Genomic DNA, 20577 nt, shown 5'->3' with positions numbered 1-20577 from the left:
ATGGCCAAGATCACTTCCAACGATATCGACACCGGCGAGGACGCGGCTCAACCGCCGCAGACCAAACTGAACATGTTCGTCCACCATCGGTGCGACGAGCATCCCGATTTCGAGTTTTCGCGCTTTTGGTACAAGGGACGGGAGAATAGGGTTGGGGTGGAACCCTGGCTTAACAAGAAGATTTTTCCCGGTGAGGACAGCCGGTTCGGGTGCGCGGCCAGGTGCGATCTGCTTGTCCCCCCGACGGCTCCGGGAGATCTCGGCAGGTACGGAACCCTGGTGGACCGGTTCGACGATACTCTCCCGCCTTATGAACAGCACGCGATGATCCACGTGAAGATCATGCTCGATCCGGCCGAAGCATGGCATGTCGGGTTCGAACGCGTGCGCAGCTACGCGCGTCATCACTTCGCGCATCGCTTCGCGACGGTCCTGATCGCCCATATCCCGGGCCTCGCCGGCCTCAAGGGGCAGGGCAATCACATCCATTGCGCGGTTCTCTCCCGGGAAATCACCATCAACGGCTTCGGCGGTGCCTGCACCGACCTGTGCAGCGATCGCGGTTACGAAGCTGCGCTCGCTGCCTGGCGCGAACACAAGAAAAGCTGGGTGGATGAGGCAGCATGAGCGAAAAAAAAGAAGCTGCTCCCTCAGCCTTCCTTGCGGAGCACCTGGCGCGCAAGGGACCGGATGAACTCGACAAGTTGCAGGCCACCGTCGACCTCGCTCGCCAGCTACTGGCGAGCGGGGAGGTCCAGCCATACGCGGACGGGGAGAACCCGTTTAAACTCATTCCGTATCCTTGGGAGATCACCGAGGTCCAAAGGAATGCTCCGAGGCGTATCTACCTTGGAACGGTGAGTGACTTAGCAACGGGCTCGGGTCACACGGTCTATTTCGCGGCCGGCCTCGCTCGGGATGAGGATGAGTTCCGCCGGCAGCTGGCAGCTCTCATCGGGCACACGCTTGCCAACGGGGCAACGGTGAAGGCGGGACTTGGAGACTTTCCGCTCTCCAAGACCTTCATCTCGCCGCAGCTCCGCCAGACTCTCCAGAAGTTCGATCAAGGCCAGAATGCCCCAGCGAGCTTCTTCTATCTCGGTCAGTGGCATGAAAATCGATCGTGACGGCTTGCTGCCCGCAGGCTCTCTGCCTGATCCAGCAGGACCGGGCGAGGGCAACCACGCATTTCCGTGAGATAAGAAAGAGAACAATAGAAATGAAGAACATCCTCAACCGAACCGACCGGCGTATTGCGATCCTCGACGTCGAAGCATCGGCGCTGGAGGCGGGAAGCTATCCGATCGAAGTGGGTGTGGCGCTCGTTCGCGGACCTTCCGAGCCGATTGGTATCGGTGCCAAGCTCATCCGACCGACCAAGGAGTGGCTCGATACCGGCGTGTGGTCGAAGTCGTCTGAAGCGGTGCACGGCATTTCTCTCGAGAGCGTGCAGCGTGAGGGTGAACCTGTGGAAGAGGTTTGTGACTGGCTCAACGGTTTGCTCGGCACCGACACGATCGTTGCCACCGATGCTCCCCGCTACGATCAGGATTGGCTCGACACGCTGTTTGAAGCTTCTGGCCGAGAGCAGCGTTTCAGAGTTTTCGACTTCCAAACCCTCACGCACGACTTCACTGCGGATCAGTATTGCCATTTCGCTTATCGGCTTCGGCACGACCGCGTACCTCATCGTGCAGCGGCAGATGCTCTGCGCTTAGCTTCCGTGCTTATGGAAACCTATTGGGGGCATCCGTCACGATCTGAGCCCCTATCTTCATAGAGCCGACTCCGGACCCGACGGGAATCAGGCCGTTGGCGTCCTCCCCCGTTCGTTCTCTTGAACATCAACAGGAGCCATTGAGGTTTCGCTTGAAAGCTAGGTGATGCTCACCAAAGTACTTTCATGGATTTTTCATGGAAGCGCAGAGCATCGCTTCCAAGTATCTGAAAAGATGGTGGGCGCGGCAAGGATTGAACTTGCGACCCCACCCGTGTGAAGGGTGACTTCACAAGCAACGGACGCGAACGATAACGGCGGAAAGCAACCGCTAACCCACGAAATAGCTTTGCTTTTTGACAGTTCCGAGAGAGATGGTCGGCAGAAGGCAACCTTTCGAGAACTTTGAAAAACTCTCCAAAAGGTCGCCAAAAGGTTCCTTTTGGAGATTTACCATGGCCGCGCCGAAGAAGAAAACCTACGCCAAAACCTACCTGACCGACAAAGCGGTGGAGCAAGTTTCGCGCCCCGCCAAAGGCCGAAAGTCCATCAGCGATGTTGAGACAGGGCTGTTCCTCTGGGTGACAGCGACGGGCAAGAAGTCATGGGCAGTCGTCACCAATCAAAAAGGCTCTGACCGCAAGCAGCGCAAGGTGATCGGACATTGGCCGACAATGGGCGTTGCCGAGGCGCGCACAATGGCCAGGGACTTTCTCGCTGCTACGCGCGAAGGGGTGGCCCTCAAAGACAAGGTGGCGGAGGAACAGGCCGCTGCCGAACAAGCGGAAGCGGAACAGCAAGCGGGCACGTTTAAGGCAGTAGCGGAAGCCTATGTGCAGGCGATGAAGGCGGGCCAGCTAGTCGGCGGGCGCAAGCGTCCGGTCACGCAGACCACGGCGATTGCCCGCGAGCGATTGCTAGCGCAGCGCGTATTGCCGGACCTTGGCCAGCACCCTTTGTCCGAGATCACTACGCCCATGGTTGCGCGACTGCTGACGCGCCTAGAGAAAGAGGGCGGGCCAGTAGACGAAACGCTCAAGGTAATTCGCGGCACATTCAACTTTGCGAAGGCGCGCGGCCTGTTCCATGGTGCTGTGCCGACTGTGGGCATGACCAATCGCCAGCCGCCTAAGAAGCTGACACGCTCGCTGACGGACGACGAACTGCGCGACATTTGGAGTGCCTGCGGTCAACAGGGCTGGCCATTCGGCTCCATCATCCGCCTGCTCATGCTGACCGGACAGCGCAAAACGGAGATCGCGGCCATGCGCTGGCAGGAAGTCGATTGGGACCGGAAACTGCTTATCCTGCCCGCCGAGCGCGTGAAAAACAGGGCAGGGGCGCACGAAGTCCCGCTCTCGGAGCCTGCCCTAGCTATCCTCAAGCAAGCCCTCTCTGCCTGTGAGGCGCTGGCGCGGCCCGATGAGGCAGGGGCAGGGGTCAAGCCGACCGACCTCGTTTTCCCCTCGGACACTGGCACAACACCTATCAGCGGCTGGAACAAGCTGAAGGCCAAGCTGGACCGGCTGGTGAAGGGGAACCGGGCAGGGGTGACGGATGAGGAATGGGATTTGGTTCTCGGACGCGGATTTGCCCGGAAAGATTTGCAGTCGGTGAAAGAAGGCGCGCTGGCCAAGATTGAAAGCGCGGACCTTGAACCTTGGCGCATTCATGACTTGCGGCACACCTTCATCACTCGCACCCGCGACGGCGAAGAAAATGCAGACGGCGAAGTGGTCTGGTCCGCGCCCATCGACGTTTTGCAGGCGACCGTGAACCACGAAATCACCGTGGGCGTGACCAAGGCTTACGATCACGGCGATCTGCAGCGGCGCTACCGGCTCCGCAAGCGTGAACTGCTGGATTGGTGGGCGCGCAAGCTCATGGTGATCGTGGGCGAGGCCGAGGCAGCCGACAATGTTGTGGCGATGCCCGCTAGATCGGGTTAGCTGCCGAGCCGCTCGCCACCCATTTTTATTCGCTTGTGAATCAGTCGCTTCCGCTCTTGCGTGCGGTATTGCGTGGTATACGATTGAGTTTAAACACTTTTCAAATTTGGAAAGTTGGCGCATAGTTCTGTTCCGGCGGTTCGACCGCTGAAAGCAAACCGATGCTACCGCGCAGCAGCGCAGGGTGCCGACCCATCAAACCGGGCATCATCAAACCCACTGAGGCCCAAGCCTCTTTGAAGGATGATGACTCATGCCTGCACGCAAGCACCGAGAAGGTGCCGATCACGACGAATGGTTGGCCAAGAAAGAACGCTTCCAGTTTCAAGCAATGGTCGCCCGCGAGGCGGTCAAGCAAATCTCTGGCCACACGCTAATGCGGCTGGACGAGGCCGCTGCCTTCCTCAGCGTGACCAAAAAGACCCTACGGGAAATGGAAAAGCAAGGCCTGCCTAATTGGCCCCAGCGCGTCACGCTCACTCCCAAAGTCACTGGCTACCGGCTGAAAGATCTTGAAGCCTTAGTCGATGGCGGACTGGCCCCTGTTGAAAGGGAGGCCGCCGAATGAGCCGGGGCGACGAAGGCACCGGCCCTCCGGAAGATGAAACCCCCACCCCGGTGGTCGCCGGGGCAGGGGCAAAAGCTTCCGTGGAGACGGGTCGCGAGGAAGGTTATCGCTCGAATTGGAACGAAAGAAAAGGGGGCAGTGGCTCCTTCGAGTTCGACGATCCCGACCGGCCCCGATGGGACTGGCAGACCGAACTTGAGCGCGAATATCATTATCACCATGCTGATGGCCGGGAGGCTTACACCGTCCTGAAAGGGCGGCGCGCAGATGGCCGCAAGGTCTTCTGGCAAGGTCGACGCGTGGACGGCATGAGTGACTTGGCCGATGCGCAGAACGCTGGCGAGACTTATCGCTATCCGGCCATTGACCACTATCGCAAAGGGACCGGCGACGAGCCGGAATTGCTCTATCGCCTGCCGGAATTGCTCAAGGCGATGGCCGAGCAACCCGATGAGCCTATTTTCATCTGCGAGGGCGAGAAGGACGTTGATCGCCTGTGGGATGCGGGATTGCTCGCTACCACGAATCCCAAGGGCGCGATGAGTTGGCGAAGTGAATTCAATGCGACCCTAGCGGGGCGCGACATCGTGATCCTGACCGACAATGACGACAAGGGGCGCAAACGCACTGCGAGGTTGCTGCCCATGCTCGATCCGGTGGCTGCGAGTGTGAAGGCGCTAGACCTGCCCGGCCTGTCCGAATGCGGAGACGTATCGGATTGGTTGGATGCTGGGGGCAGTGTGGAAGATTTGCTGGCGCTGGTCGCTGAACAGGCTGTCACTGACCCGGCTCAATGGGCTGCTGAACACGGCGAATTTTCGACTGACGAAAATGGCAAGCCTCATCGCAGCCAGAAGAATGCCCGCGTCGCACTCCGCAAGATGGGCGTGACTGTTACCTACGACGCCTTTGCCCGGCGACACCTGGTATCTGGTTTGGCAGACTTTGGACCGCTGCTGGACGATGCTGCGCTCACCCGTATGCGGCTGCGCGTGGAGGAAGAGTTCAACCTGCCTTTCGGCAAGGAACGCTGGTACGAGATAGTCACCAACGAAGCGCTGAAAGCCAGCTTCCATCCGGTGCGGGATTATCTTGACACTCTGACTTGGGACAAGGTGCCACGCGTCCAAGATTGGCTAGTGGCTTATGCCGGTGCCGAGGACAGCGAATATGTGCGGGCCGTCGGGCAGCTAGTGCTGGTGGCAGCGGTGCGCCGCGTGCGGCAGCCGGGATGCAAATTCGACGAAATGGTCGTGCTGGAAAGCAAGCAAGGCACGAATAAATCCTCGGCCTTGGCCATCATGGCAGTGCGCGAAGAATGGTTCGCGGACGATCTACCGCTGAATGCAGATTCAAAGGTGGTGATCGAACAGGTGAGCGGGCGGTGGCTCGTGGAACTTGCCGAGATGAAGGGGATGCGCCGGGGCGAAATTGAAAGTGTTAAGTCGATGCTTTCACGCCGGGTGGACAAGGCGCGGCTGGCGTATGGGCGAATGCCAACGGAGCAGCCGAGGGAGTGCATATTCTTCGGGACCACGAACGATCAGCAATATCTCCGCGACATGACGGGCAACCGGCGCTTCTGGCCGGTGGCGATTGAAAAGTTCGACCTGAAGGCACTGCGCAAGGACCGGGAGCAACTCTGGGCCGAGGCTGCACATTTGGAAGCGCAAGGTGCGGCTATTCGCCTGCCCGAACGACTTTGGGCGATGGCCGGTGAGCAGCAGAGCGCGCGCGAGATTGCGGACCCTTGGTTCGAGATACTTGCCCCGCGCCTTGAAGGTGTGACTGGCAAGCTGGCGGCGCGGCAGGTCTGGGAGATGGTCGGAATGTCTGATCCTTCCCGCCGGGGGCAGGACCACAACCTTCGGCTCTCGGCAGTTATGCAGGCTCTTGGGTGGGAGCGCCCGAAAGGAAAGCTACGCATCCATGGGCAACCGCAACTGGCTTGGGTGAAGGGGGAGCCGCAACTCGGCGGGATTTACCCAGATGCCGAGCCGAACGCGGAGGAAATGTGATGGCGAACCTCCTCCGAACCCTCTGCGAACCTACCCTGAGGGGGTTCGTTTTTCCTCAGCTTTCCCGCGCCTTTGAATGGGGCGAACCCCTCCGAACCCCCTCTTTCCCTAAAAGAAGAAATATAGGGGATAGGGGGCGGGGAGGCCGAGGGAAGGCCGCGACTACTCTAGGAGAATGCCGCGCTCGCCACCGTTCGAGGGGGTTCGCCCCCCGAATTTCTCAGCGAAATCATCGACTTTACCCGAACCCCCACTCCCCATTTCGGGGGGTTCGCTCTGCGCGAAAGGGGGTTCGCTGGATTTACACCATCAACACGGAGAACAAATCATGAATATCAACGGCAACATTTATGAGAACATCGGCATCATTCGGGCGAAGCCCATGGGCGAACTGCGCTGGCAGTTGAGCCTTTATCCACCCGGCGGCTTCGGAGTGCTGCAACCCGGCGGCGACTCACTTTACTGCATAGAGGTGGAGGTATCCCACGAGGAAGTCCAGCGTATCGCGCGTGTGGCCCCGCACCTGTTGGGCGTCTCTCTGGAAACAATCGAGGCAGTGCGTCGCGCGCAGGAACTGTTGCCCCAGAAGCAGGCCGCAGGGCAGCGTTCTGGCCAGAAGCGGTCAGCCGGGCAGCGGTCTGCCCAGAAGCAGGCTTAGTCATGGCTTGGTCCAACAAAAGCCGACAGGCTCGCGGTTACGGTGCCAAGTGGGGAAGGGCGCGCAAGGCCGCGCTAGCCCGCGATCAGTACCTGTGCCAGCCTTGCCGCGCATCGGGACGCATAACCCCGGCAACAGAAGTGGACCACATCTTGCCCAAGGCGAAGGGCGGGACAGACCACCTCGACAATCTTCAATCCATTTGTACCCCCTGCCACATCAACAAAACAACGCGCGACAACGGCGGCAGACCGCGCCCGACAATCGGGCTGGATGGATGGCCGATAGGAGGGGCGGGAAGTGAAAGTTGAGAGCCTGTGTCGCAGCGAACCGCCGCCCTTCATTGAAATAAATACAAACCGCCAAATCGCTAAATAAGGAGACTGAGAGTGCCTAAACCCCGCAAAACTCGAAACGACAGTACCGACAACTTGCACCGCATATTCGCCGCTGCCGACACCGAACTGGCCCCGCCGGATCACGTGCCTTTGTCGGACGCTGCATGGCCGTTCTTTCACAACATCGTGGATGAGTATGCCAAGGCCGATTGGACCCCACATCAGTTGGAACTGGCAGCGATGTTGGCGCGCACCATGGCGCAGTATGAGTTCGAGCAGCGGTTACAGCGCGCCGAGGGCCACGTAATCGAGCGCGACAACGGCACCTCCGTTCAGAACCCCCGCAATCGCGTCGTCACCTCTCTCTTGGGCCAGGTGTTGGCCATGCGCCGCTCGCTCGCCCTGACCGGACGCGCAAAGGCCGGTGGTCGCACTGAGGAAGCCGCGCGCAAGCGCGATGCCAACCGCCGCGCCGAACAAGGCCTGCGCAGCTCTGGCTCTGGCCGCGACGATCTACTCGCTTAAGGAAGATATCATGACCTATGCCCAAATACCGGTGCTCAAAGCATACGCGCTGCTCGACACCATGACCGCCGAACAGCGCGACGGGGCATTGCAAATGCTCGACCTAGTTTCCCGTCCGATGACCACGCGAGACTTGGAAGACGCGATGCGCGCAAGAGGCGTCGCGCGTGCCCGCGCCCATCAATTGGCGAACACGATCAAGCACCTTCACGTGATCGCGATTGCCCCAGTCGCAGCAGGAGAATGAAAGTGGTCCCGAACCAAGAAGAAATCGAAATGCTTCAGCTGTGCCAGCAAATGCAGGCCTGGCTGGACTCGCTCGAAGTTGCCGGGGTTTCCACCAATGCTGCTCTTTCAGCACTGCTACTCGCTCTCTCGGAGCAAGCCTTGGGTCACTATGGACCGCAGCGCACTTCTATCTGGCTCGCCAATATGGCTGACCAGATTGATAAGCACGGCGCGGATTTGCTCGAACAGAAACAAAATTAAGGGTGAGAACAAAATGGCAACATATTCCTTTTCTTTCAGTGCTGGATGGCGCATAATACTCTAGTTCTCCTGTGGCGCTAGCAGGATTGGTCATGCTCCGCGCTGGCCCTCTCCCGGCTCCTGCACTTGAGAAAACGGGTCATGCCCCGCGCTGGCCGTCAACTGCCGATCTTCATGCTGAGCGCTGTCGGTCACGCGGTTTCCACCTCACTTTTCAAATTGATGGCGCGCGTTCGCGATTAGCTGCGCGTGCGACGGAGACCTAAAATGACAATTGATGAAGTAAACAACACGATCGAACGCATCGGCACCGAGAATAGCAAGATGCTCAACGGACTGGTCGCACGGCTGGAAGACATCGAGAAAAAGGTGGTTCGCGGTGGAGGCGATGGCGGCAGCGACCTCGGCAATAGCTGGGGGCGGCAGTTCACCAACACCCGCGCTGGCGAATTGGCCGACTTGGAGAGCAGCCGTGGACGGACCTCTTTGGAAGTCCGAGCGGCTCTCACGACGTCCACTGCTGATGCAGATGGATCTGCAGGCGGAATGTCCGTGCCGAAGCGCGATCAGGTTTTGGGCATGCCCAAGCAGCGCCTCTTGGTGCGGAGTCTTTTGAACGTAGTCCAAGTAGAAACCGGCGGTTCAGTGGAATACGCTGAACAGGTCGGTCGAACCAACAATGCTGCTGTAACCGAAGAGGCGCAGCCGAAGCCGGAAAGTTCCCTTCAATACGAATTGAAGCAAGTGCCGCTGCGCGTCATCGCGCACTACATCAAGGCGAGCCGCCAAGCCTTGTCAGATGTTCCGCAACTGGAGGGGATAATTGATAGCGAGCTGCGATACGGCCTCGCGCTGGTTGAGGAGCAGGAACTGTTATTCGGTGCTGGCGGGCAGAACCTCGAGGGCATGGTGCCGCAGGCAACCGCATATGCGGACAGCCTAGGGTTGGTCGATCCAACCGAGATTGACACAATCGGCTCGGCCATTCTTCAAGCAACTCTGACGGACATTCCGCCTGATGGGATCATTATGCACCCGTCCGATTGGTGGCGGATGCGTATGGCGAAGAATGCGGACGGCGAATATATCCTCGGCAGCCCCATGACCACGGTTCAGCCGAGCCTGTTCGGCCTGCCGGTGGCTGTCACCCCGGCCATGCCGGTCGATAAGTTCCTGCTCGGCGCTTTCGCTGAGCAGACGCTTTACGACCGTTGGACGGCGAGGGTCGAAGTCGGTTTCTCCGGCACTGACTTCACCGACAACCTTGTGACGGTGTTGGGCGAAGAACGCGTCGGATTGGCCACCAAGCGACCCGATGCGCTGATCTACGGTGACTTTGGCAACGTCACCTAATTAGCCTGCCAGCCACAATCCTCGCTAGTGGCCGGCGGATGAAAGCGGGTGGTTTATTTCCTTGGCCACCCGCGTTTCCTCGGGGAGGCGGGAGCGGTTCAGTCGTCATGGCCGCTCTCGTCTTTTCGTTCGCTGATAGAGGGCGTTACGAGAGTGCGAGCTTGTTTACGTCTCCACTAATCCGCAAACGGCTCGAAGACATTCAAAAGCAGGATCTCAATATGGTTGGCAACCGCGTTTTGGCCCACCCTGAGGCTGTTCGGATGGCTGCACCCATTCCTGAGCTTCAGTTGTTTTAGCAATTCTTCCTTCTGGTTCTTCCCGATCAAACCGATGCTGGCACAGCGATTCAGGAACTCATGTTCACCCATGCGGCCCAAGCCATCCGCGTTGGTTGCATCTTTCCAGCGCGAGTCCACTGCTTTCGCCGCGGCGTTAAAAGCTGCCAGCTTCTTAGCCACGACCGTCCTATGAAGAACGTCGACCGCAGCTATCCATGACATAACTATTGCCGAGCGGTACAATTCGCTTTCGTGGCACTTAATCGCCTCTTCGACGAAGCTGCGTGTCGTAGGATTAGCGATCTTGTCCAAATGTGCGCGTAAACCATCAGCGACGATCACCGCAGCCGGGCTGAGTGTCGTCACCCCTACGTTGCGCAAATGGCTCTTGCCAGAATCAGTGATTTCCCATCCTTCGGGAACTTTGATCGCCAGACCTTTGCTGCGTGTTAGGGTTGCAGAAGGATTCCAGCTTTTGCCTATCTTCAGACCTGCCTCTGCGGCTCGCTCCCGAATACCTGCTACACTAACCGGCACGTCGAAAGTAGCCAGTATTAGCAAGAGTTTGTCGAGTTGTCGCAGATCGCGGTGCAGCCACTGCTTAAGATCAGTTTCACTCAGCAAGTCGCGACCTCAAATTTGAAAGCTCTACTGCTTTTATAGCGTACCGATCACTCTTCAACTGGGTAAGCTTTGATCCAATCAGATTTTTCAATGTTGCGGATAGGTTTTTGCTCATAGTCTGCGAATAGTAGTTTGTCGCTTCCTTCATCGTCTCAAGCAGCTCTTTCCGTGAGAAGCTTTCTTTTCCTTCTACCAGCTGAAGGAAGGCTGCCGCTGCCATCGCAACTTCTGGACCGCTCTTCGCCCCCAACTGCTCGGCTACTGAGTTGACGTGGAGGTCAAGCGGTGCACCGCTTTGTTTGTGTGCTTCTTGGGTGCTTGAATTTTCTTCAACGCTGTCGGTCACGGCGCTCGTCGCTGACTTCGGCTGCCCCACAGACTTCGCAATATCGTGTATCTTCTCGAGAAATTGCTGTGCTTCTGTCACAGAGATGGAGTTGTCGCTTTCGAAGGTAAACTCGACCTCTCCAGCTCGCATCTGTATCTTAGTGCTCATCTACCCGGCCCCGCCTAAATTTGATTGGGCAGACGGTATGAGCGAATAATTGCTTGTCAATTTCTTAGCTCGTTTATTCCACATTATCAGAAGCGGTCTAGCTGAGTGCGTCTGGCTGCCTTCTTCAATCGCCTTGCCAAGCGTTCCCTAAATGTTCCACAATGGTGGCATGATGATTCGCCCCGACAATGATGAGCTAGACACGATCATTTCAATCGCGCTGAAGACAGCTCCTGCCTACGCGCTGCGCAGCATTGTTTCCCCGCGCGGCAAACTGGACCGGGAGGTGGCGGTTCAAACTCTCACGGCGCGCGTAGTAGCAGCCCTGCGCCCATACGAATTGACGCGGGAGCCGGGGCCATCGGAAATCGGGCAGGGGACTTTGCCGTTGTTTCCGGAGGGGTCCGAAGAGAAAGGTCGCTCAAAAGGTTGCTAGGCGCGAGAGACCTTAGGCTCTTGGCCATCAAATCAAGCATAAGTCCTTGAAAAGATGGTGGGCGCGGCAAGGATTGAACTTGCGACCCCACCCGTGTGAAGGGTGTGCTCTACCACTGAGCTACGCGCCCGCCCTTGACGGCACCGAATGCCGGGCAGGGGCGGGCCTTTACGTTGCAGCGCGCGCTTTTGCAAGCCGCTCAATCGGCGAGAAACATCACCAACTTCGCCCATATGCCGTCCGGCTCAATCTGGTCGCTGGCCTTGGTGGTGGGAGAGGCGGGGCATGCGAGGCAGTAGGCTTGTGCACCTTGGGTGCCGAGCAGGCGCTCGGTATCGGCCAGGAGCATGCCTGCCAAGGCCCGCTGGTTGCCGGCGAGGAGGGCGAACACGTCCCGGCCCTTCGCATCCTGTTCCCCGATCAGCAGTTGGCGGAGGATCGTGTCGGTCGTGCTCAGCTCGTCGCCGAGATAGACAGGCGACCAGGCGCCATCCGCAAGATCGGCCTGAGCGGCCACCCAGGCAAGGGCTTCGGGCATGCCGCCATATTCGTCGACCAATCGTAGCTGCCGCGCAGTGCCGCCGTCCCAGACGCGGCCCTGACCGACCCGGTCGACTTGCTGGAGGTCCATCTTGCGCGAGGAGGCCACGCGGCTCAGGAAGTCGCGATAGCCATCCTCGATCGTCGCCTGGAGGATCCGGTCCACTTCAGGCGTGAAGCCGCCGATGGGATCGGGTTGCCCCGAAAGCGGGCCGGTCGTCACGCCGTCGCTGGTCACGCCCAGGCTTTCCGCCGCCCCTTCGAAGGTCGGGATGATGGCGAAGATGCCGATTGAGCCGGTGATGCTTTCGGGCTGGGCGAAGATGCGGTCTGCCGGGGTGGAGACCCAATAGCCGCCGCTTGCCGCCACATTGCCCATGGACACTGCGATGGGGATGTCGCGCGCCTTGTGACGCAGGATGGCGTTGCGGATCTGCTCGCTGGCGGTGACGGATCCGCCCGGCGAATCCACCCGCACGACGAGCCCGGCAAAATCCTTGTCGAGCGCCTCATCGAGCAGTTCTGCAATCCGTTCCCCCCCGGCGGTACCCGGACCGGCGCTGCCGTCGACGATATTGCCCGCGATGGTCACCACGCCGATTTCCTTGCCTTCACCCGACCAGGGGTTGGCTTCCAGCCATGCGGCCAGATTTGTCGACGGATAGGCGCCGGGAAGTTCGCTCCACTCATCCTCGCCGACAAGTTCGGCGACGCGTTCGCCAAACTGTGTCCGCGTACCGATGCGGTCGACCAGCCCGGCGGTCTTGGCAGCGCTGGCCAGATCGCCATTGGCCGCTTCGATCCAGGCGGCAGGGTCGCTGACCACCATTTGCAGATCGGCTGCAGGACGCGCCTTTTTGACATTGGCCTGCCACTCTTCCCACAGGGCGCCGTAAAGCGCCTGCGCATTCTCGCGCGCCGGATCGGACATGCCGGTTTCGATATAGGGCTCCACCGCACTCTTGTATGTGCCGACCTTGTAGACGCGGGCGTTGACCTTCAGCTTGTCGAGCAGTCCCTTGTAGTAGAGGCGGTTTCCACCAGGGCCCGCAACGACTGCGCCGCCAAGCGGATCGACCCACACCTCGCTGGCATGCGCTGCCAGGAAGACACCGTCATCGGCATAGGCGGTGGCATAGGTGAGCACCGGCTTGTCTGCGGAGCGCACGCGGTCCATCGCTTCGCCCACTTCGGCGAGATGGACCTGACCTGCGCCAAGGAAGCTGTCCAGGTCGAGCACCACGGCAGTGATCCGTTCATCCGCAGCGGCGGCATCAAGCGCGCGGACCAGATCGCGGGCCTGATATTCGCTGGTCGGGACGGTGCCGGAGACAAGCGCGGCGAAGGGATCGATGGGGGCCGCTTCTTCGACGATCACGCCATCGAGATTCAGCAGCAGCGCGCCGTCGCGGACCTGGGCGGGGCTGGGCCGCGCGGTCAGGATTGCGAACAGCAGTCCGAAAAACAGCAGCATGAAAAGCAGTACCAGGCCGTCCTTGATACCCACCAGCAAACGCCAGACCTTGCCTGCGAAATGCATGAAAATTCTTCCCCTGAAAGTGTCCGCCGCAAAGACTAGGGCAGGGTGGGGCGTTGCGCTACCGGAATATGCTTGAGGGTGCGATAGCCCTCGATTAAGGGCATGGCTTTAATGACACCGTCCGACACCACGCCTCACGCGGCCCGCTATCCGGTGGGTTCGCTTGCATTCCCGCACCGTGACCTGCTGGGCATCGGCCATCTGGAACGGCACGAAATCCTTTTCCTGCTCGACGAGGCGGAACAGTGGGTCGATCTCAACCGGCAGAGCGCCAAGCATTCCGATGCGCTGGCCGGCCTGACGATCATCAACGCGTTCTTCGAAAATTCGACGCGCACGCTGCTCAGCTTCGAGATCGCCGGCAAGCGGCTGGGTGCCGATGTGGTGAACATGCACGCCGCCACCTCGAGCGTGAAGAAGGGTGAGACGCTGATCGACACGGCGATCACGCTCAACGCCATGCGCGCGGATGCCATCGTGATCCGCCACGGATCGAGCGGCGCGACCGGCCTGATTGCAGACAAGGTGGATTGCCCCGTTCTCAATGCCGGTGACGGGCAGCATGAACATCCCACCCAGGCGCTGCTCGATGCGCTGGCGCTGCGACATGCCCTGCGCGAACGCGGGCAGCAGGCCGACGATTTCACGGGCCAGATCATCGTGATCTGCGGCGATATTCTGCACAGCCGCGTCGCGCGGTCCAATCTGCTGTGTCTGCAGGCACTGGGCGCAACGGTTCGCCTGTGCGCGCCGCCGGCGCTGATGCCAGCGGGCATAGAAGCGATGGGCGCGGAAGTTTTCCATGATTTCGATGCCGCGCTTCAGGGAGCGGATGTGATCATGATGCTGCGCCTGCAGACGGAGCGCATGAGCGGACAGTTCATCCCCTCGGCACGCGAATACCACCACCTGTACGGGCTGACGAAAACACGGCTGGCGCAGGCGAGCGACCAGACGCTGGTGATGCATCCCGGCCCGATGAACCGGGGCGTGGAGATCGACAGCGAAGTTGCGGACATGATCGATCGATCGATCATCACGCAGCAGGTGGAAATGGGCGTTGCCATCCGCATGGCCTGCCTCGATGTGCTGACCCGCCGCGCCAGGCAGGTAGAGGGCTGGGGAGACGCAGCATGAAACAGGCAGCCTCCATCACCATTGCCAACGGGCGGATCGTTACCACGGAAGGCGTGCGCGAAGGCCCGCTCCGGATGGATGAGGGAATCATCACCGATGCCGAAGGCGATTCCGGCGAAACGATCGACGCGCGCGGCAAGCTGGTTGTGCCCGGAATCGTCGACCTGGGCGTTTTCGCCATCGACAAGCCGGCGTTCCATTTCGGCGGGATCACGCGGGCCGCGCTGATGCCGGACCAGTCACCCGCGCTCGATCTGCCGAGCCGAGTGTCCTACATATCGAAGAGCGGAAAGCCGGACTTCTGGGTCCATCCGCTTGCCGCTGCGACGCGCGGGCTCGAAGGGCGGGAGATCGCCGAATTCGCCCTGATGCGCGAAGCCGGGGCGAAGGGGATCGCGACCGGCCGGAAGTGGATTTCCGACAGCGGGACCATGCTGCGCCTGCTGCAATATGCCGCCATGCTGGAAATGCCGGTCATCGCCCATGCTGAAGATGCCGCGCTCGTCGGCGAAGCCGTGGCGACGGCAGGTGAATATGCCACTCGCCGGGGGCTGCCGAGCGCACCTGCGCAGGCCGAAGCCATCGCCATTGCGCGCGATCTGGCGCTGGCGGACATGGCCGGGGCGCATGTACATTTCCGGCAGGTGACGACCCGCGCGGGTCTGGCCATGATCCGCACGGCGAAAGCTGCCGGACAGCGCGTGACTGCTGGTGTAACGCCGGCGCATTTCATGCTGTCCGATCTGGCGACGGCCGAATTTCGGACTTTCGCCCGCCTGTCACCGCCGCTGCGGAGCGAGGACGACAGGCAGGCGGTGCGCGAGGCAATCGCCGACGGCACGATCGATGTCATCGCCAGCGGCCACGATCCGCGCGGCCCGGAAGACAAAAGATTGCCTTTCTCCGACGCGGAACCCGGCATGGCGGGGGCGGAAACGCTGCTCGCCATGGTGCTGTCCCTCGTGCGCGACGGCCTGATCGATCTGCCGCGAGCTTTCGACCTGCTCGCGCTCAATCCTGCCCGAGTGCTCGGTGTCAATGCAGGCGCGCTCAAGGCCGGGTTCGAGGCGGATGTCGCGCTGGTCGATCCGGAAAAGCCGTGGATCATCCAGAGCGCGAAGATGGCTGCCACGGCGGGGAACACGCCGTTCGACGGACAGCCCACGCAGGGCCGCGTCCTGGCCCTGTGGAAGGGCGGCGTTGCGATAGAATTGTAGGCGGCAAAGAAATGCCCCCGTCCGGCAAGCCGGAAGGGGGCAGTCTTCGGTGGTTCTTATACGCTGCGAAAGCGGATCAGCGTGCGGCGACCCTGATCTTGCCGTTCGCGATTGCGCCGGGAAGCGGGTTGCTCTGCGAATAGGCGATACAGCTGCCGCCTTTGCCTTTCACGTTTGAACACAGGGCCCTTGCGCTGTCCTTCGCATAGCCGACTGCGGCGACGCGGAAATACAGCTTCCCGTTCACCCGTGCCTTGCTGATGACGCGTTCGGCATCGGCCAGTTCGGGGTACATTTTCTGAAACTTGTTCCAGCCTTCTTCGGCATCCGCCATCGAGAAGTAGGAACCCAGCTGGATGTTGTAATCGCCGCTGGCAAGCGTGAGGCGCGGCGAAGAGGCCATCGCCTTGCTCGGCGCTGGTGCCGCAGCAACTTCGCGCACGGGCTCGGCCGGCTTGGGCTTGGCTGCCGCGATGCGGGTCGGCGCAGGCTTGCGTTCTGCCGTAACCGGGCTGCTTGCGGCAATGCCGTTGTCGAGGAAATTATCGTCCAGCGCCACGCGCTCGATCGGTGCGGTCGGCGCGATCGCAGGCAGTTCCTCGCCTGCGGCGAGTGCGACCTGCGGTTCTTCGTCGGCAATTGTTTCGGCCGCGAGCATGTCGACACTGGGACTGTTTGCCAGCGCCAGCATCTGGGGCTGGCCCGAATCGGCGACGATTTCGACGCCCAGAAGGTTGGCGATGCGGGTGCGGTAATGCTCGGGATGAGCGATTGCGCCCCATTCGGCCATGCGGTCACCGACCATGTCGGCAGGAACGTCTTCGGCAACCATCAGGCGTGCTTCGCGCCACTGGCCGCTCATCGCATAAGCATAGGCGAGGTTCTGGCGAACCTTGGCGGTGTTGTTGCCCGCACGCAGCGTATTCGACAGAACGTCGACACCGCGCTGCGGCTGGCCTGCCAGGGCGATTGCCAAACCGAAGTCGGCCGGATCGATCGCAGCTTCGTGCTTTTCCAGTGCGTAAATGGCAGCGGCCCGATCGCCCATGCCGGTCAGCGCCAGCGACAGGCTGATGGCGGTGCGCGGAGACGTATCGCCAAGATCGATCGCGTCCTGGAAGCTCTGCGCGGCAGAGGCCAGACGTCCGTTTTCGAGATAGGCATTGCCGAGCAAGGTGCGGACATAAGGGTCGCGCGGGGAAGCAAGCACGGCAGCTTCGGCGTGGGTAATAGCCTTGTCGGTCTTTCCCTTCGCCAGAGCGACTTCGGCCTTGCCCGCAGAATGGGCGGCGGTCGGCGCGACCTTGCCGCCGCAGCCGGCGAGCGCGGTGCTGACGAGGGCCGTACTGACGGCGAGCCTGATGAAAGTTGCGTTTCTTGTTGTCATCTTACTTTCCCTGAAAAGGCGATCCCACGTCTTTCAAGTCTCAATTCGGGCGCCGCTGGACCTGAGCGGCCAGCATGGCGATTTCCGGCATTTCGGCCAAAAGGCCATCAAGAGCGTCAGTGACGAGTTGCTGCGCGCTGCTGCCCCGGACGGTGCAGGCAAGACGCAGCATGAGGTGGCGTTCCGGATCGAGACGCAGCGTGAAGGCCGCTCTCTTTCCAGAAGCCGCTGATTTCGAACGGGCAGGCGACGGCTTGAGCGCGCGAGGAAGGATTACCTCCGGAGCCTCGTCGGCATAGGCGTCGTCTTCGTCGGCTTCTTCCACCGCGGAGGGCTTGCTGCCTTCCATGCGATTCGCGATGCGTTCCAGCGATTCGCGGACTTCGTTCTGCGAGTTCTGCTGATCCTTGCCCTGCAACGAATTGATCGGGACGACACGATCCGACGAGGCGTGCCCGTCGCCGTCTTCGTCATCAAGCGCGTCGCGCTCCTCGATGGGAGGAAGTGCGGGCTTCTTGATCAGACCCGATTCGGCCAAAGATGCCGAGGCGGGGCTGCGCGGAACGGCGTTCAGCGCCTTGGGTTCCGACTGGCCCGCAGGGGCGTCCTCGCCCATGTCGTTCCAGCCGAGATCTTCCAGATTCGCGGCGGCGGCAACCCCGTCCACGGGACCCAGCACCGCCGATTGCGGACGCATGGCGGGTTTTGCACCGCCCTTGCGCGCAAGCAGAGTCGAAGAAAGCGAAGCGAAATTGGCGTCTGACATCCGGCTGGCCTCCGCCTTTCCTAAAGTTGCTCTTACTGGGCGACCCGACGGCCGAAGCCACCGGCGGGACGATAGGCACCGGGCTGCTGCGCGGCCTGCTGGCCAGGCGCGGCGAAGACGGTGCGGCGAAACTGCTTTTCGAGCCGATCGGAAATATACTTCCACAGCGCGGTGACCTCGGCGGCCGAACGGCTTTCCGGATCGACTTCCATGACCGTGCGGCCATCGATCATCGAGGCGGCGAAATCGGTGCGGTGGTGCAGCGTGATCGGGGCAACGGTGCCGTGCTGCGACAGCGCAACGGCGGCTTCCGAGGTGATCTTCGCCTTCGGCGTCGCCGCATTGACCACGAAGATCAAGGACTTGCCGGCGCGCTCACACAGGTCGACCGTGGCCCCGACGGCACGAAGATCGTGCGGGCTGGGGCGGGTCGGGACGACGATAAGCTCGGCGACGGAGATGACCGACTGAATAGCCATGGTGATCGCCGGCGGCGTATCGATGACTGCCAGCTTGAAGCCCTGCTGACGCAAGATCGCAAGGTCGGCAGCCAGACGGGCTACGGTTGTCTGCGCGAAGGCGGGAAGTTCCGCTTCACGCTCGTTCCACCAATCGGCCAGCGATCCCTGCGGGTCGATGTCGATCAGGACGACCGGGCCGGCGCCCGCTCGCTGGGCCTGAACGGCCAGATGTCCGGAGAGCGTGGTTTTACCCGATCCGCCCTTCTGCGATGCCAATGCCAGTACACGCAAGGCTAGGTCCCCCTATAGCGCCTGTATCAATCCTTATGCCGCTGGTGGGCGGCGGTCTCGATTTAGGGAGATCGCAGACTACCCCTAATTTAGGGTTAATGCTGTTTGAGTTTCGGCTGGGCGCCTTCGCCGGCCCCTAGCTTCTTCGCCTTGAAACTGTGAATTCAGGCCGGGCAGGGGTGGGAGATTCGGCATTGTCGACTACCACCAGCTGAGAAACGGCAGGGGCTCTTGAATGAACGATGGAAGCGAATCGAAGCTGGCGACGCCGGACAATGCCCGGCCGGTCGCCCTTGCCGGCGGACGTATCGCCAGCCTGGACTTCATTCGCGGCATTGCGGTTCTCGGCATTCTCGCGGCCAATATCTTTGCGATGGGGCAGCCTTTTACCGCATATATGTACCCGGGCGCCTTCACGACCGGCCACTCACAGTCGGAAGACTGGATGTGGGCGGCCCAGCTCGTGCTGATCGATGGCAAGATGCGGGGCCTCTTCACCCTTCTGTTCGGTGCCGGCGTCTACCTCTTCATGGAAAAGGCGTGGGCCAAGGGGGAGACGCGCTGGCTTCAGGTCAAACGGCTACTCTGGCTGGGCCTTTTCGGTCTGGTGCACTTCTTCCTGATCTGGCGCGGGGATATTCTGTTCTCCTATGCCGCGGCTGGGCTGTTGGCCTTGCTCTTCCTCCGGCTCAGCGCTCGCAAACAGATGGTGATCGGCGTTCTGGCATATATTGCGGGCGGACTCTTCTACGTCATCAGCATGGTTTTCATGCAAATCACGGCGGATGGGCCCGTACCCGACAGCCCCGAATTGGCTCAGGTGCAGAAGGATTTTCAATCCGGAGCCGAAACGGATTTGGAAGACGGACGGCTCGAGACCACGATTCGGCAGGACGGTTCCTATCCGGAATTCGTAAGCCACACGGTAAAGGAGCATGGTACGGATCCCGTCGCGTCCAGCTGGCTGATCGTTTTCGAGACCCTCCCGCTCATGCTCATCGGCATGGCGCTCTATCGATACGGCCTTTTCGAGGGCCGTCTGGATCACAGGAAGCAGCGCCTTTGGGGCTGGGCGGGGCTGTTGTCCGGCGGCGTGCTCACGGGGTGGATCGCCCTTGCCACTCTGGATGGAGGCTTCACCTATTATTCGACCCTGTCCGCATTCCTGGGCACCTCGCACTTTCCCCGATTGTTTATGACGCTCGGATACGTCGCTCTGCTTGCGCTACACGCCCCTCGCGCAGGGAGCTGGCTTGGGGATCGTCTATCGGCGGCGGGAAGGGTGGCCTTCACCAACTATCTCGGCACATCCATCGTCATGCTGGTGGTTTTCGGAAACTGGGGCCTCGATCTGTTCGGCGTTTTTGGCCGTAGCGAGCTTTACCTTGTCGTCCTGGCGAGCTGGATCATCATGTTGGCGTGGTCCAAGCCATGGCTCGATCGCTTTCGGTACGGCCCTCTCGAATGGGTCTGGCGGTGCCTCACTTACGGCCGCAGATTTACCCTCAGACGATAGCCTTGCTATTGAGAATTGATCGCATTATATCTGCGTTTGCGAATCAATCGCAAGGGAGTCGCAAGCCATGTATGTGTGCATCTGCAATGCCATCAGGGAAAGCGAGTTGCGCCAGGCGGCGCGGCGGTGTCCTGGCGATGCAGAAGCCTGTTACGCATCCCTGGGTAAGCGGCCGGCCTGCGGGTCCTGCCTCGACGAAGCCGATGCAATCCTCTTCGAGGAGCGCGAATTGGTGTTCGAGCCGGACACAGTCGCCGCCTGAGCTGTTCT

The 20577-nt window shown here is 60.7% G+C and carries 23 protein-coding genes and 1 tRNA gene; 17 read left to right on the top strand and 7 right to left on the bottom strand.

The features are described from left to right. From ACI2I1_RS03450 to ACI2I1_RS03395, 12 genes are all read left to right on the top strand, one after another. Complete coding sequence (locus ACI2I1_RS03450; RefSeq protein ID WP_404677914.1) at window positions 1-627, top strand: hypothetical protein; 627 nt, start codon at window positions 1-3, stop codon at window positions 625-627. Next, a complete protein-coding gene (locus ACI2I1_RS03445; protein ID WP_404677913.1) occupies window positions 624-1127 on the top strand; it encodes a hypothetical protein in 504 nt (167 codons plus the stop codon). Before ACI2I1_RS03450 ends, ACI2I1_RS03445 begins: the two co-directional genes overlap by 4 nt. A 92-nt stretch (window positions 1128-1219) precedes the next feature. Continuing rightward, entirely contained in the window at window positions 1220-1780 is a 561-nt protein-coding gene (locus ACI2I1_RS03440) for a hypothetical protein (RefSeq protein ID WP_404677912.1), read from the top strand. A gap of 392 nt (window positions 1781-2172) precedes the next feature. After that, window positions 2173-3666, top strand: coding sequence for a tyrosine-type recombinase/integrase (locus ACI2I1_RS03435; RefSeq protein ID WP_404677911.1), 1494 nt, complete (start codon window positions 2173-2175; stop codon window positions 3664-3666). A 253-nt stretch (window positions 3667-3919) separates the two neighbouring features. Continuing rightward, complete coding sequence (locus tag ACI2I1_RS03430) at window positions 3920-4234, top strand: hypothetical protein (RefSeq protein WP_404677910.1); 315 nt, start codon at window positions 3920-3922, stop codon at window positions 4232-4234. Further along, the gene (locus ACI2I1_RS03425) at window positions 4231-6252 is read left to right on the top strand and encodes a VapE domain-containing protein (RefSeq protein ID WP_404677909.1); all 2022 of its coding nucleotides are present in this window, start codon (window positions 4231-4233) and stop codon (window positions 6250-6252) included. The genes ACI2I1_RS03430 and ACI2I1_RS03425 overlap by 4 nt, the downstream gene beginning before the upstream one ends. 328 nt (window positions 6253-6580) lie before the next feature. After that, entirely contained in the window at window positions 6581-6910 is a 330-nt protein-coding gene (locus tag ACI2I1_RS03420; protein WP_404677908.1) for a hypothetical protein, read from the top strand. 2 nt (window positions 6911-6912) lie between these two features. Continuing rightward, window positions 6913-7221, top strand: coding sequence for an HNH endonuclease (locus ACI2I1_RS03415; RefSeq protein ID WP_404677907.1), 309 nt, complete (start codon window positions 6913-6915; stop codon window positions 7219-7221). Between the two features lie 78 nt (window positions 7222-7299). Next, window positions 7300-7773, top strand: coding sequence for a hypothetical protein (locus ACI2I1_RS03410; protein WP_404677906.1), 474 nt, complete (start codon window positions 7300-7302; stop codon window positions 7771-7773). A 10-nt stretch (window positions 7774-7783) separates the two neighbouring features. Continuing rightward, window positions 7784-8020 carry a hypothetical protein gene (locus tag ACI2I1_RS03405; protein WP_404677905.1) on the top strand — a complete coding sequence of 79 codons (237 nt, stop codon included), beginning with the start codon at window positions 7784-7786 and terminating at the stop codon, window positions 8018-8020. After that, on the top strand, window positions 8017-8262 hold the full coding sequence (locus ACI2I1_RS03400) for a hypothetical protein (protein ID WP_404677904.1): 246 nt from the start codon (window positions 8017-8019) through the stop codon (window positions 8260-8262). The genes ACI2I1_RS03405 and ACI2I1_RS03400 overlap by 4 nt, the downstream gene beginning before the upstream one ends. A gap of 267 nt (window positions 8263-8529) precedes the next feature. Continuing rightward, a complete protein-coding gene (locus ACI2I1_RS03395; RefSeq protein ID WP_404677903.1) occupies window positions 8530-9615 on the top strand; it encodes a phage major capsid protein in 1086 nt (361 codons plus the stop codon). A gap of 176 nt (window positions 9616-9791) precedes the next feature. Here ACI2I1_RS03395 and ACI2I1_RS03390 read toward each other — a convergent pair whose 3' ends face one another. After that, window positions 9792-10520 carry a hypothetical protein gene (locus tag ACI2I1_RS03390; RefSeq protein ID WP_404677902.1) on the bottom strand — a complete coding sequence of 243 codons (729 nt, stop codon included), beginning with the start codon at window positions 10518-10520 and terminating at the stop codon, window positions 9792-9794. Continuing rightward, window positions 10510-11016 (bottom strand): hypothetical protein, encoded by a 507-nt coding sequence (locus ACI2I1_RS03385; RefSeq protein ID WP_404677901.1) that lies wholly within the window; start codon window positions 11014-11016, stop codon window positions 10510-10512. Before ACI2I1_RS03385 ends, ACI2I1_RS03390 begins: the two co-directional genes overlap by 11 nt. A gap of 169 nt (window positions 11017-11185) precedes the next feature. Here ACI2I1_RS03385 and ACI2I1_RS03380 point away from each other — a divergent pair, with 169 nt between their 5' ends. Next, window positions 11186-11452, top strand: coding sequence for a hypothetical protein (locus tag ACI2I1_RS03380; protein WP_404677900.1), 267 nt, complete (start codon window positions 11186-11188; stop codon window positions 11450-11452). 55 nt (window positions 11453-11507) lie between these two features. On the opposite strand, the gene ACI2I1_RS03375 is transcribed toward ACI2I1_RS03380, so the two are convergent. Both ACI2I1_RS03375 and sppA read right to left on the bottom strand, forming a co-directional pair. Then, window positions 11508-11582: transfer RNA gene (locus ACI2I1_RS03375), tRNA-Val, on the bottom strand. A 69-nt stretch (window positions 11583-11651) separates the two neighbouring features. Further along, window positions 11652-13532 carry a signal peptide peptidase SppA gene (gene sppA / locus ACI2I1_RS03370; protein ID WP_404677899.1) on the bottom strand — a complete coding sequence of 627 codons (1881 nt, stop codon included), beginning with the start codon at window positions 13530-13532 and terminating at the stop codon, window positions 11652-11654. A gap of 111 nt (window positions 13533-13643) precedes the next feature. Here sppA and ACI2I1_RS03365 point away from each other — a divergent pair, with 111 nt between their 5' ends. Together ACI2I1_RS03365 and ACI2I1_RS03360 are read left to right on the top strand one after the other, a co-directional pair. Beyond that, window positions 13644-14669 (top strand): aspartate carbamoyltransferase catalytic subunit, encoded by a 1026-nt coding sequence (locus ACI2I1_RS03365; protein ID WP_404677898.1) that lies wholly within the window; start codon window positions 13644-13646, stop codon window positions 14667-14669. Next, the gene (locus tag ACI2I1_RS03360; protein WP_404677897.1) at window positions 14666-15886 is read left to right on the top strand and encodes a dihydroorotase family protein; all 1221 of its coding nucleotides are present in this window, start codon (window positions 14666-14668) and stop codon (window positions 15884-15886) included. Before ACI2I1_RS03365 ends, ACI2I1_RS03360 begins: the two co-directional genes overlap by 4 nt. A 76-nt stretch (window positions 15887-15962) precedes the next feature. Here ACI2I1_RS03360 and ACI2I1_RS03355 read toward each other — a convergent pair whose 3' ends face one another. Genes ACI2I1_RS03355 through ACI2I1_RS03345 form a run of 3 tightly spaced genes read right to left on the bottom strand, consistent with a single transcriptional unit; the run spans window position 15963 to window position 18791 of the window. Then, on the bottom strand, window positions 15963-17273 hold the full coding sequence (locus ACI2I1_RS03355; protein WP_404677896.1) for a tetratricopeptide repeat protein: 1311 nt from the start codon (window positions 17271-17273) through the stop codon (window positions 15963-15965). A gap of 40 nt (window positions 17274-17313) precedes the next feature. After that, window positions 17314-18039 (bottom strand): hypothetical protein, encoded by a 726-nt coding sequence (locus ACI2I1_RS03350; protein WP_404677895.1) that lies wholly within the window; start codon window positions 18037-18039, stop codon window positions 17314-17316. A 32-nt stretch (window positions 18040-18071) separates the two neighbouring features. After that, window positions 18072-18791 carry a ParA family protein gene (locus tag ACI2I1_RS03345; protein ID WP_160726808.1) on the bottom strand — a complete coding sequence of 240 codons (720 nt, stop codon included), beginning with the start codon at window positions 18789-18791 and terminating at the stop codon, window positions 18072-18074. Window positions 18792-19026: 235 nt separating this feature from the next. On the opposite strand from ACI2I1_RS03345, the gene ACI2I1_RS03340 reads away from it, so the two are divergent. Further along, window positions 19027-20307: a DUF418 domain-containing protein gene (locus ACI2I1_RS03340; protein WP_404677894.1), complete on the top strand. Its 1281-nt coding sequence runs from the start codon at window positions 19027-19029 to the stop codon at window positions 20305-20307. Window positions 20308-20374: 67 nt separating this feature from the next. Beyond that, window positions 20375-20569 carry a bacterioferritin-associated ferredoxin gene (locus ACI2I1_RS03335; protein ID WP_221542736.1) on the top strand — a complete coding sequence of 65 codons (195 nt, stop codon included), beginning with the start codon at window positions 20375-20377 and terminating at the stop codon, window positions 20567-20569. Window positions 20570-20577 lie beyond the last annotated feature (8 nt).

Source organism: Qipengyuania sp. NPDC077563 (assembly GCF_044901345.1).
In the GTDB taxonomy this organism is placed as follows: domain Bacteria; phylum Pseudomonadota; class Alphaproteobacteria; order Sphingomonadales; family Sphingomonadaceae; genus Qipengyuania; species Qipengyuania aestuarii.
This window is presented reverse-complemented; position numbering and strand designations above follow the sequence as displayed.